10 protein-coding genes are annotated in these 11,551 nt (G+C 54.3%); 3 read left to right on the top strand and 7 right to left on the bottom strand.

What is annotated here, in order from left to right; all coding sequences use genetic code 11:
• The first annotated feature begins 30 nt into the window (after positions 1-30).
• A complete protein-coding gene (locus NSU18_RS09195) occupies positions 31-165 on the top strand; it encodes a hypothetical protein (RefSeq protein ID WP_341020275.1) in 135 nt (44 codons plus the stop codon).
• 194 nt (positions 166-359) lie between these two features.
• Here the strand turns inward: NSU18_RS09195 and NSU18_RS09190 are convergent, their stop codons facing one another.
• The 3 genes from NSU18_RS09190 to NSU18_RS09180 all read right to left on the bottom strand — a co-directional run bounded on the left by NSU18_RS09190 (position 360) and on the right by NSU18_RS09180 (position 4,398).
• Positions 360-1,514: a copper amine oxidase N-terminal domain-containing protein gene (locus tag NSU18_RS09190; RefSeq protein ID WP_341020276.1), complete on the bottom strand. Its 1,155-nt coding sequence runs from the start codon at positions 1,512-1,514 to the stop codon at positions 360-362.
• A 160-nt stretch (positions 1,515-1,674) separates the two neighbouring features.
• Positions 1,675-3,072, bottom strand: a complete 1,398-nt coding sequence (locus NSU18_RS09185) for a transcriptional regulator (protein ID WP_341020278.1) — start codon at positions 3,070-3,072, stop codon at positions 1,675-1,677.
• Between the two features lie 168 nt (positions 3,073-3,240).
• Complete coding sequence (locus NSU18_RS09180; RefSeq protein WP_341148839.1) at positions 3,241-4,398, bottom strand: glycosyltransferase family 4 protein; 1,158 nt, start codon at positions 4,396-4,398, stop codon at positions 3,241-3,243.
• 328 nt (positions 4,399-4,726) lie between these two features.
• Between NSU18_RS09180 and NSU18_RS09175 the strand changes: the two genes are divergently transcribed.
• Positions 4,727-4,918, top strand: a complete 192-nt coding sequence (locus NSU18_RS09175; RefSeq protein WP_341020282.1) for a hypothetical protein — start codon at positions 4,727-4,729, stop codon at positions 4,916-4,918.
• A gap of 1,038 nt (positions 4,919-5,956) precedes the next feature.
• On the opposite strand, the gene NSU18_RS09170 is transcribed toward NSU18_RS09175, so the two are convergent.
• On the bottom strand, positions 5,957-6,934 hold the full coding sequence (locus tag NSU18_RS09170) for a zinc dependent phospholipase C family protein (RefSeq protein WP_341148838.1): 978 nt from the start codon (positions 6,932-6,934) through the stop codon (positions 5,957-5,959).
• A gap of 208 nt (positions 6,935-7,142) precedes the next feature.
• Between NSU18_RS09170 and NSU18_RS09165 the strand changes: the two genes are divergently transcribed.
• Positions 7,143-7,910 (top strand): class I SAM-dependent methyltransferase, encoded by a 768-nt coding sequence (locus NSU18_RS09165; protein ID WP_341148837.1) that lies wholly within the window; start codon positions 7,143-7,145, stop codon positions 7,908-7,910.
• Between the two features lie 75 nt (positions 7,911-7,985).
• Here the strand turns inward: NSU18_RS09165 and NSU18_RS09160 are convergent, their stop codons facing one another.
• From NSU18_RS09160 to NSU18_RS09150, 3 genes are read right to left on the bottom strand one after another with little or no spacing between them, the layout of a single operon-like run.
• Complete coding sequence (locus NSU18_RS09160) at positions 7,986-8,465, bottom strand: GNAT family N-acetyltransferase (protein WP_341020289.1); 480 nt, start codon at positions 8,463-8,465, stop codon at positions 7,986-7,988.
• Positions 8,465-10,276: a glycoside hydrolase family 20 zincin-like fold domain-containing protein gene (locus NSU18_RS09155; protein ID WP_341148836.1), complete on the bottom strand. Its 1,812-nt coding sequence runs from the start codon at positions 10,274-10,276 to the stop codon at positions 8,465-8,467. Before NSU18_RS09155 ends, NSU18_RS09160 begins: the two co-directional genes overlap by 1 nt.
• Complete coding sequence (locus NSU18_RS09150) at positions 10,273-11,037, bottom strand: SIS domain-containing protein (RefSeq protein ID WP_341148835.1); 765 nt, start codon at positions 11,035-11,037, stop codon at positions 10,273-10,275. The genes NSU18_RS09155 and NSU18_RS09150 overlap by 4 nt, the downstream gene beginning before the upstream one ends.
• Positions 11,038-11,551: the final 514 nt, after the last annotated feature.

Below are 11,551 nucleotides of genomic sequence, written 5' to 3'. Positions count from 1 at the left end.
CCGCTGAAACCGCTGAAAAGAGGGGTTTGTATGGCTGAGCTTTTCGGAATGCTTTTCGAAGTTATGCTGGATCTCCTGCTCTACCGTAAGGACCGCAAGCGGAGGAGAGAACGAAGAAGACAGCGAAGAATGGAACGGAGAATGAAGAGGCAGGGGCGTCTGTAGACGCCCTGTCTTTCATTTGCCGGATGCTGTATATCTGGCGCATAAAAGTCATATTTTGATAAAATGACTTTTATGCGCTTTTTCTCGTGGTCGAAAAAATGTATGCGAAAAACCGAACACATGGGCTGGCACGAAGTCGCACGGGCTAAGTGTATGCGAAAAACCGAACTCAATGGAATGTGAAGCGCAGCTGCTCAGTTCTGGCTGCCAGGCCATGTGTAGGTCTTGATGATGTCTTGGCTGCCATCCATTCTGTGGATGTTGAAGCTCAACACATTGTCTTTACGCCCGGTGAAATAGATATAGTCCCCCGGGAACATGAAGTCGGGCTGCTCTACCTCGCGCTGGCGCTCCGCACTTAGCAGTTGCTTGTATAACAAAGTCTGCTTACCGGTAGCACGGTCAACAAGGGTCAGGAATGCTGTGTCTGTAGGGCGGACAAGCAGAACATCCGGGTAGACGGCTTCAACATTATAGTAGATATCCTTGGCTACAGTGGTGCCCAGCAGCTTCGGTATATCTACTGTCTCGCTGACCGCTCCGGTTCCATCCTCTATGAGCCTTAACGTATGGCCGTCATTGAATATCAGCTTGCCATCCGCCCGGACCGGGGCTGTGCCGAAGGAGGTATAAGTATCCGTATGCCCCTGGCGGATTACACTATTGTTCTTCAATAGATAGGTATAATACTCCATATGCACATGGGGTTCGCCATAGGAGTTAACGACTTGTAACAACGTTAGACCGGCAGGTGTGCGCTCGAAAGTAAAGTCTACTACATCCAGCTCTATGCCGAGAACAGCAAGCTTATGCTTAGTGTTCTGCTTCGTTGTCAGATACAGCTCGCCGCTGTCCAGCGACAACGAGTACACTCCGCCGTCGAACACTTCGGAATAACCGCGGTACATATGCAGACCGTTGGCCCGGATGGTGTTCGTGACGGCATCCCATCGTACAGCCCCCCCTTCAAGGGCTGCTACTACAAATTTGACAGGCACATACAACTGCTTATCGGCAACATAAGGTGTGCCTCCAAGGGAGACCTTCTTCCCGTCCAGTACGCCAGTGGATTGACCAAGCTTCATGCTGAAGCTTTTATTCCACCCGCTGAAGGTGGCAGTTTTGTCCGCATTATTCCACTTGATCTCAAGTCCCATAACTGTGACCAGGTTAGCCGGCATATAAGAGACCCCGTTCTTGATCTGTGCGATGCCTCCGGCCATTCCTGATATTCCGCTTACGCTGCTGTAGGTTAATTGGAGCTGCACGCCCGGGGCAGGCTTGGCCGAAGCCGGAACGGCTTCAGCTCCTCCGGTCAAGGCCAGTGCGAGTGCAGCGAGGACTAACATCCTCCAGGTAATCTTCATGTTCATCATCCTTTCTGCTTGTATGTTGCTGCTGAATCAGCCGTCCCCCGTCCCGTGACCCATAGGCTGAACTGCGGATTGTAAGGTAACCTCTGATACAGATTCATAACCCCCCAGGGGGTGAATAGCTATAACTGTCAAGCTACACGAAACTAGAAGCATAATCATTTTTCTTATCATTGGATTCTTGCACCTCTCCAATCAGAAGTCTGTATTGTTCTGTCTGTTCCTCAGTGGCCTGATGCCGGAATTGTTCAAACAGATTCACACATTTTATGATTATGCTGTCACTCTTTATTTTAGCAGAAGATTCCAGACCTTGGAGCAGGAAGCCCATTCCTTCCGGGCGGTGATTACGTAAATAATACTTGGCTAATTCCGCGAGAAAGGTAGAGTACTGGTCAGCCAGGATCTGCTGGTTGTGAAGCTCCCCGAAGGCCTTCAGATTGGTCCGGTAAGGGATATAGGAAGGGAACTGTTCAAGCACCTCATCGACATTCCAGGAGAAACGGTTGGCTGAGATCATAATATGGTACAGGGCTACAAAGATCTCACTGGCATGCGGAGCAATATAGGCCACATATTCAGGCAGTACTTCATAGTCGCCGGACATCATCCGGTAGAGAAGGGTATTGGCCGTCCCCCATTCCTGGAATTGGTCCAGGATGTGAAGGGTGTCGTCTCCTTTTTCGCGTATCCAGCTTCGATCCATATATAGAGCTACGTATTTCAGCGCCGATTCATAGTCCCGGAATTCTTCACACACACTTGCCCGCATCAGATGCGAATACAGCGCATAGAAGAAGACCGGCTTCTCCGGACATTTATCCTGGCGGTCCCTGCGCTGCGAGCGGTGCAGATGGTGGTAGCTGAGCATGGCAAGACGGTGCATCTCCTGGGCCAGCGCATCCACCTTGTCCCACTTGTGCAGCGAGTAATAGACATGCATCAGGGCTTTTAGTCCATCGAGCTGATCAGGCACCTCAAGCCGTTCAATATAACATTCGAATAAAAGAGCAGCCTGGAGGTTGAGTGTCTGGCTGTCTCCGAGGGTAATGCGGAACAAACGGTACTGGCAGAGGGCCAGCCGCTCCGAATGCTGATACTTCTCGCTTGCGCTGATATTCTTGTAGAGCACAGCCGCCGCCTGCCAGTGATGCTCCTGGAACAGGTCCTCGGCCACTTCAAAAAGCATCGGAGCGTAGATCAGGTTGTCCAGCAGATTTTTGACTACTAGCTCAATACAGTCCAGCCTCCCCAGCTCCGCCGAATTCAGGATGAAGGGGCGCAGCCGCCGCCAGGTTGGTGCCGAATATAAGAAGCACTCATCGACATACATGCTATAGAAATGATCCTCCGGCAATGACATGCCCCGGGTAATCAATTTCAGGTGGTTCATGGCAATCGGCTGCTGGCCGCTAAGGATACGGCTTAAGGTGCCGGAATTAACGCCGGACTGAATGGAGAACTGGTTAATGGACAAGTGCTGGGAATAGAGATAAGCCTCAAGATGACTCCTAATCGTTGTGAGAGGCTTCAAGGGATCACCGCCTGACTGAATTCCATATTTTGGATTATTGTATATGTGTATAATATAAGTCATTATTCCAATGGTCAATAGAGTGATGGGGAGAAACCGTGAACAATGGAAAAAAGCATTCCCGTAGTCCCGGGAACGCTTAGTCTTCATAGGCGGGCAGACAGCGGATCAGGCGGTGTAAATCCCTGCTGTATCCTTGATGCTGCAGTGCTCGATGACCTCTTCGTAATCCTTAATCAGTCTGTCAAAAATCTGCTCCCAGGAGCGCTGGAGAGCGTGGCGCCGCCCTTCACGGCCCATTGCGCTCCGCAGCAGATGCCCGGCTGCGGCAGTGCAGATCTGCTCTGCCATGGCTGCCGGACTGCGGGGGGCGAACAGCATGCCGGTGGCACCGGGTGCGACCAGCTCCCGCGTTCCGCCGGCATCTGCGGCGATCACGGGAAGCCCCGACGCCATGGCTTCAAGCACGACATTGCCGAAGGTCTCCGTGCAGGAGGGGAAGACGAACAAATCGGCGGAGGCGTATAGCTCTGCCAGCTCTTCGCCGTGCCTGGCACCGGTGAAGGTGACATTGTCCGGTGCCTGCGACTTCAGCTCAGGCAGCAGCGGCCCATCGCCGACAATCACCAGCTGAACGGTTGAACGCACGGACTCCGGCAGTAGCGGCATGGCTTTAAGGAGTGTGGTGAGATCTTTTTCGGGGGCAATCCGTCCGACATAGAGCATCATCAGTGCTGCACCCTTGCTGTAAAGTTTCCGCACTTCTTCGCTTCGTCTCTCTGGCGAGTAGAGGGTGCAGTCCACGCCTCTGGACCAAAGGCGCAGCTTGGTGAAGCCCTCCATGCGTAAGCTGGTTAGGGTCTCGCGGGAAGGGGCCAGGACGGCATCGCAGGACCGGTGATACCACTTCATGTATTTCCAGTAGAGCGGCAGGATTCTTCTCATTTTGTAGTATTCGAGGTAACGGTCGAAGTGGGTGTGATAGGAGGCGACATGGGGGAGCTGCTGCTTGCGGGCATACCGGAGACCGGTTAAGCCGATATTGAACGGGGTGGCGAGATGGAGCAGGTCGGGGGCGAAGGCAGCCAGTTCACTCTGCATGGAGGACATACCGGGCAGGGCCAGTCTGCACTCGGGATACAGGAAAAAGGGGATGCTGGCCACGGGTCTGACAGGATCGGGGTAGCTGCTCTCCGGGGCTGATTTTGGCGTGAACAGCAGATGTTCAATTCCCCGGCGGTGCAGATGGCCGGTCAGCCGGCCGAGTGTACGGGCAACGCCATTCGTCTGCGGAAGAAAAGTGTCCGTGAATAGAGCCAGACGCATCGGTATCCCTCCCAGTAATCTTGTTGCCTTGATCTTAACAACCAACTATTACTTGGAGATCAACCGCAGGTTAAACATCTCGCATGAAGCGGGGATTTTGCAGGGAGGGTCGGTGGGAACCCGGAGGAGTAAGGAGGGTAAGGGAGGAGTAGAAGGAGTAGGTAGGAGTAGGGAGGAGTAGGTAGGGTAAGGGAAGACTAGGGAAGACTAGGGAGGACCAAGGAGGAGGAGAGGGGAGTAGAGAGGACAAGGGGGCTAGGGCAACAAGGTTAAGGGAGGAGCGGAACGGGTATACATGAGGTATCAGGAATGAAGGAGGTATAAGGAGATGAGTAAAGATCTGCCGCCAGAGGTTCCGCCGAAGGTTGTCCCCGATGTAAAGCCGGATATCCTCCCGGAGCCGGTTGTGATCCCGCCGGAGATTGTACCGGAGAAGCATCCCGAAATCGTACCGCCGGAGCAGCCCGAGATTATTCCTCCAGCCCCGCCGGAGATTCTTCCGAATGCTGATCCACTGTAAGCTGGAATGCTGTCTGACAGAAGGATAATGTAAAGATTATGCTGAGCGCCCGGGGAACCGGGCTTTTTTGCGATTATAATAGGAAACTATAGTTTCCTGCTACTGTGGAGAAGTGAGTGTGAAACTGTAGATATGAGTTCTTGGAATGATTCTTAGAATGACTTTGATGCTGAATGTGACTGAAGGCTGAATGTATGTGAAAAACAGCATACATTGTGCTCGCAAGCAGGCAAATGGACCAAATGTATGTGAAAAACAGTATTCATTATGCTCGCAAGCAGGTATGTGCACCAAATGTATGTGAAAAATAGCATAGATTGATTCGCAAGCAGGCATATAAACCAAATGTATGGCAAAAATAGCATACATTGTGTTCACACGAAGGTAATATTACTCATGCTTTGTTCTGCGCAAAGTACCTGAGCAATTGTCGGAGCTAGAGCCGGCGGGATGAATGGATTTGCGGGTTATTGTATGGTTGTTTTTTGGGTTTATGGTTATTTTTAGCTGCTGCAGGGGAAGGAGGGGGCGTTCGGACAAGTAAGGAGTTACTGTAAAGCGAAATAGGTGGATTTTGTACACTTGTCTGTTGAACGAAGGCCCTCTGTTTGAACAACAGTTGGAGAAACAACACTTAATTCGCACATATCTTCCAAAGTAGCGAAAAGTAGCTGGAATAAATGTACAAAAACCACTTGCTGCCCGATATTTTTGAGAAACCGGCGAAATAAGATACGTTTTTCTACGTTTTTCCAATTGTTTGCGGCAGGCACCCGTCGCCTGTGATGGAGAAGGGTGCGTCGGTAAAATGGACAGGCCATATGTTTGCTGGGGAGCCGCTCCCGATGCCCAGTTTCTGCTCCCATCCCCAATTACAGTACCCATGCCTCCGTTCCTGGTTCCCTGTACCGTGCGCGTAACTGATACCAGCTACTCCTTCATGCATCTTTCTCTCGTTTCCCGTTCCCGCTCCACCGGACTCGCTCTCCATTCCCCGCCCCCGTTCCACCATGCCCGCTCTCCAATCTCCGCTCCCCCTCAACTCCCCGGCAGACTTGTCCAGATCGGATCGGCGTATTGGTTCTGCAGGTTCATGCTGCAATCCTTGCCGGTATCGTAGGAGCGGTTGCCCAGCACCTGTGCGAATTGCTCCAGCTTGCGAATTGCGGCAGTGGGGTCCTTGCTCTCCAGCCAATCAGCAAGCGCTCCGAGCACCGTCCTGCCTTCGGCAAGAGCCGCCTCCCACAGCTCCCACACCGATTCTGTGCGGACCTCAGAATAGAGCGCGGGATGCCGCCATTCGGAGTGCCGCTCATTCAGATAATCCAGCTGCTCCTCACGGGCGGTAAGCTTACGGGAGAACAGCAGGCGTGTCCGTCCCCAGGTGATAGCCTTCTTCCAGCCCTTCGGGTCATACAGGCAGCGCTGGGCCAGCACCATATCGCGGTAAGAGGTCTGCCAGATCTCCTCAGGCAACCGGGCCATCGCTTCCGGGTAATGCTTAAGGGCCGTAGTGTGTAGGATGCGGTGAACCGGACCGGGCAGACGGGAGCCGGCGTCGATCAGGGACCAGGCCGGGCTCTGCCACGTGTTAAGATTCCGCCGCCGGTTCATGAACAAGGTGTCCAGATCAATCTCGAACCGCTGATGATCGCGGTATTGATAGCCCGCTTTCCAGTTAATATAGGGATGGAGATTGCGGTCCAGCAGATGATGGGTGAGAAAGCCGAGGAAGTAGAGCCGGGCCTGTTCACCCTCCACTCCGCCGAGGTTCCGCGCCGACTCCCAGAAGTCTATAAGTACAGGCCCGCAGCTGCGCGAATGCATCAGATCCCCGAGATGCAGCGCCCCGGCATCCTTGCTCCAGGGGAGAAAGCTGTGATACAGCAGGATATCAGGACCCTGACAGCCAAGATGATAGAGGGGCTGCTCCAGCTGCTGAAGAAACGGAAGACGATGACTGAATTCTCCGGCCAGCTGCCGCCCGTACTCGATATGCATCCAGATATTAGGCATGATCGTTACCTCCTATGAGTTCTTGGGTCAGCCGCAACTAAACATATTTATATATTTTACCCCCTGTATGTAAAAAGAAAATCAGAAATGCCGCATAAAACAGCATGCATTCTTTTACAATTCTGTGAATGAACCCAATGTGAAAAAATAAAATATACAACGGCATAGATTAGCGCTATCCTAAGAAGACATGATCGGAGGCAGGGAGATGGATCAGCGGTTAACCTTCAACGAGGACGCGGCGAATTATGACAGGTGGAGGCCGGTCTACTGCGCAGAAGTATTCCAGGACATCATCGCTTACTCACACATCGGACCAGGCAAGCAGGCGATTGAGATCGGAATCGGTACGGGGCAGGCGACCAGGCCTGTGCTGGAGACTGGCTGTGAGCTGGCGGCGGTGGAGCTGGGCAGAAATCTGGCGGAGTACACACAGCTGAAATTCCGGGAGTACACAGGGTTCAAGGTGCATCATACATCGTTTGAGGATTTTGCAGCCCCGGCGGGAAGTAGCGATCTTATCTATTCAGGCACCGCCTTTCACTGGATTCCAGAGCAGACCGGCTATCCGAAAGTCTCGCAATTATTGAAAACTGGCGGAACCGTGGCTTTATTCTGGAACCGGCCGTTTGCCGCGCGTGCGGACGATGAATTACATCAGCAGCTCCAGCAGATATACCGGAAGTTCAGGCCCGGCAGTCCCCCGTTAATTGAGCACGATACGGCAAGGTACCATGCAGTCTCACAGCGTCTGGATACCTACGGATTCAGAGAGATTAAGCTGAAGCTGTATCATCTGACGAGAGCCTTCTCCTCAGCGGATTATATCGGCTTGCTCAATACCTATTCGGATCACAGAGGAATGCCTACTGCTGCGAGGTTGCTGTTAGAGGAAGAGATCAGAGCGGCGATCCTGAAAAGCGGGGATGTGCTGATGATTTATGACACGATAGACCTGCATTTGGCCAGAAAATAGCACAGCAAATAGCGGAAGCCAGGGATGAGATGTCCGGCTGCCGCTATTTGCTGTGCTCATACAAAACAATCGTATTCAGTCCATGCTGATCAGGTCACGGAATACACCGGGAAAAGAATCAGGGACCGCAATCGCACCCACGGTCTTCTCATAGAAAGGGACGGCGTCCGCCACCCAGCCGATAATGGCATAGCCATAACCGCTCTGGTGCATGGCAGACAGGCATTCCAGCAGCAGCGCCTTCCCGATGCCCAGCCCCCGGTAAGCCTCCAGCACCCCGGTCGGGCCGAAGAAGTTCTTCACCACGACATCATGGCAGGCGAAGCCGATCACCTCGCCCTGCTTCACCGCAATATAGCAGTGGACGGGCAGATGGGCGAAGGCCGTCTCGCATTCATTCCGCCAGCTCTCCGTGAAATGGCGGCCGACAAAATCCACAATCGCCTGCTTATCTCCGGTCATCGCCCGTTTGATGGCAATCCCTTCACCCCGCAGCCGCTCCAGCAGCGCTCCGTTATCCGGCAAATCGTATAGCTTCACAAGCATATCAGGCATTAAGGTTCCCCCGCTTTCTGTTCTATGAGCTCAAGATCGGTCATCATGGCTTGCAGATTGGCCTCGAATAGTTCAGGCCGGTAGAACCGGGAGCGTATGAACAGCTCCGCCATCTGCGGGACCAGCAGCTCGGCAAGCACGTTCTGCATTCTTAGCTTGGCCTGCCGGAGATCGCTGTAGCCGCTCCGGTATTTGTCCCGGAGGAAGGTCATCACTTCCTCGCTGCCCGGCGACATGGCTCCCCGGAAGAGGAAGGTAGGCAGCGGCGAGCGGCGCTGTGCCGGAAGCTCGTACTGGATCATGGCATCGATCAGCTCGGCGGTCAAGCGGTTCTTCTTCACCTCCGGCAGAAGCTGTGGAATCAACGCGTAATAGTCGGTTACCGCATAATCTGCCCATTCTTCCCCGCTCAGCCGGTCCGCAGGCAGGCCGTGGAACTGGTGCAGGAACCTTGTCAGGAAGGTCCCGGTCTCCGCCCCGGCATTCCAGCTCTGTTCCGCAGCGAAGACAGCCGGATAACGCGAGGTCTCGAACAAGCCGTAGGGGCTGCCTAACGAGAACGGGCACCCCCAGTTCGTATGAATAATGCCCTCCAGCTGCTCGGAGCGGGCGAGCTGAATCCAGTCCTGCACATTCTTGATCCGGTTATGAATCACCGGATAATTCTGGTCGCCGTTATCGTCCCAGCAGCGGACAGAGGAAGCGCCAAGGGTCTGGATGCCCGCATCCCGCAGCTTGTGGAGAATCTGCCGGGCATCCGCCTTCATCCGGTGCCCGCCGTAGATCCAGACGACCACGATCACACGCTTGTCCAGCGCCGCAATCTCCTCTGCCGTAGCCTGCATGATCATATCATGCCAGATCATCGGCTGCTTGCCGAGGCTGAGTGTCTTCTCCGCCAATTGATTGACGAAGCGGATGAACGAAGCCTCGGGGGTAAGCCCGGAGCGCTTGCAGTCCCCGCAGGTGCCAAGGGTCCAGACTTCGTCACAGCCGAGGTGAAGATAGCGGCTGTGCGGGTGGAGGGCCGCCACTTCTTCCAGAATCCCGGCCATCATCCCGAAGGAGCCGGCGCGGTGCGGGCACAGCTCGGACACGGTCTCCGGGACCTCACGCAGACCGATATAGGCCGGATGCTTCAGGATATATTCCAGATGCCCGAAGGATTGCTGCTTCGGAATGACGGTAATGAAGTGGTCCTGTGCCGTCTTGAGCAGCCGCCGGTGTTCTTCCTCCGTGAAGGCAAGCTCAGGATGGCGCAGGAAGGCCAGTTTCCGGAACGGCAGCTTGTCCTCATATTCGATAATCAGCGTATTGATCTTATAATCGGCCAGCTCTGCGATATACTCCAGCAGATGCTCATAGGTCGGATAGACGGTGCGCAGATCCAGATAATCGCTGCGCAGCCGCAGCTCCGCCCAGTCGGCAATCGTCACCGCAGGCACGGTACCGCCGCCGCTCTGAAGCAGCTGTTCCAGTGTCTTCAGCCCATAGAAGAGACCGGAGGCGCTAAGCGCATACAGCTCGATCCGGTCCTTATCGGTAATCAGCACGTAGCCGTCATGCCTGCCCTCGACCCGCCGGGCCAGCAGCGGGTTGAGCGGGGTACCCTCCGTGACCAGGGCGAATACACCGCTGCCGCCCTGAGCAGCATGCGCTGTTACCCCGGCGAATATCCGTTCAGCCGCCACCACTAGCCGGGCATCCTCCCCGGGGCACCATAACTGTACCGCCCAGCCGTGAAGCCCGGTGACCGGCTCCGGTCCACGGCTCTGCACCACCTGAGGCGCTGGAATCAGCTGGAGGCTCATAGCCAGCGTACCCGGCCCTTGAAGCGCTCAATGAAGCGGTTATTCCACTCGTCCCCGCCCGGGGCGTTGCCGCTGCGCCAGACCGGCACCTCGATCCCTTTTGCCCCGAGGCAGGCGGCAGTGGTCATCATCAGGGAATTCAGCAGAAAAGCGTTGGCGAAGGTAGAGGTGGAGCCCATCTTCGGTTCAATGCCGTCAATGTGAAGCGCAGCGTCACCAGGCTTGACCTTGCTGTCCAGAACATAATCGCAGAGCGCATACAGATTCTGTCCCGAAGGGTGGCGGGCAATATGATCCGCTGGCGTAGCCTCGGCATGGCCCACGGAGGTCACCGCAACCGTGATTACGCCCCGGCGGCGTGCTTCCAGAGCGGCATCGACACAGGCTGTGTTGATCCCGTACGCATTGGCGATAATCAGAATATCGCCTTGTTCGAGCCGGTTGTCTTCAATGACTAATGTGCCATAGCCGGGAGTGCGTTCAACCGCCATGGAGCGCAAGGCGCCATTCGAGATCATCGTGCCTTCATCTAAGATGGCGCTGATATGCATCAGTCCGCCGGCACGGAAGAAGACCTCGGTGGCATTCATATTGGAGTGTCCCCCCGGTCCGTAGAGATAGATCAGCCTGTCCTGCGCAATATGCTCCGCGAGCAGCTCCGCCACCTCCAGCAGCTTGTCCTGCGGCTCACTCCGTATCTCATTCAGCAGTTCGACAATAGTATCCATATAAGCGGACATAATATCTGACTTCACGTTCATCACTATCCCTCCTAAAAGTTTTGTAAGCATAGGCCCCCTGGGTCTCTTCGCAAAACTGGCATTGAAAGCATACACTTCAAGTTTTGTAAGCATAAGCTGGTGCTTGCCTAGAAGATAACAAAGCAGACTACCCGAGTAAATCAACTATTTTGCGCAATTCCGTACCGTTTTTGACTGATTTGGCCGGCAGGGTGTCATAGAGCGGCATCAGATGTAATTCTGTGAAAGAATCAGATCCCGGAGGTTCAGTACAATGAAACTGCACCGGCCGGTCGAGTTTGCTCCTAACGGACCTGAGAGACCCTATTCCCTGGAAAACGCCACTTTTTGCGGTTTAGCGGACTGAGTAGCCCTTATCCTCTCTCTATAAGATGTTTAAAGTAGAAATTCCAAGAATAAGGCCCCTGGGGTCCGTTCCCTTTCCCAAGTGGAGACTATCCTCCGCAATAAGCGCTCCTCAGTCCGTGATGCCGGGCCAAACGTTCTGATGGACAACTATCCGCAATAAGCGCGC

This window comes from Paenibacillus sp. FSL H8-0048, assembly GCF_038002825.1.
Taxonomy (GTDB): Bacteria; Bacillota; Bacilli; order Paenibacillales; family Paenibacillaceae; genus Paenibacillus_AQ.
The sequence above is the reverse complement of the archived record's forward strand: the minus strand, read 5'-3'. Positions and strand labels throughout refer to the sequence as shown.

Coding starts and splice junctions, on each gene's coding strand:
- NSU18_RS09195 (WP_341020275.1), top strand. CDS start 31: ATGGCTGAGCTTTTCGGAATGCTTTTCGAAGTTATGCTGGATCTCCTG.
- NSU18_RS09190 (WP_341020276.1), bottom strand. CDS start 1,514: ATGTTAGTCCTCGCTGCACTCGCACTGGCCTTGACCGGAGGAGCTGAA.
- NSU18_RS09180 (WP_341148839.1), bottom strand. CDS start 4,398: ATGCGTCTGGCTCTATTCACGGACACTTTTCTTCCGCAGACGAATGGC.
- NSU18_RS09175 (WP_341020282.1), top strand. CDS start 4,727: ATGAGTAAAGATCTGCCGCCAGAGGTTCCGCCGAAGGTTGTCCCCGAT.
- NSU18_RS09170 (WP_341148838.1), bottom strand. CDS start 6,934: ATGCCTAATATCTGGATGCATATCGAGTACGGGCGGCAGCTGGCCGGA.
- NSU18_RS09165 (WP_341148837.1), top strand. CDS start 7,143: ATGGATCAGCGGTTAACCTTCAACGAGGACGCGGCGAATTATGACAGG.
- NSU18_RS09160 (WP_341020289.1), bottom strand. CDS start 8,465: ATGCCTGATATGCTTGTGAAGCTATACGATTTGCCGGATAACGGAGCG.
- NSU18_RS09155 (WP_341148836.1), bottom strand. CDS start 10,276: ATGAGCCTCCAGCTGATTCCAGCGCCTCAGGTGGTGCAGAGCCGTGGA.
- NSU18_RS09150 (WP_341148835.1), bottom strand. CDS start 11,037: ATGAACGTGAAGTCAGATATTATGTCCGCTTATATGGATACTATTGTC.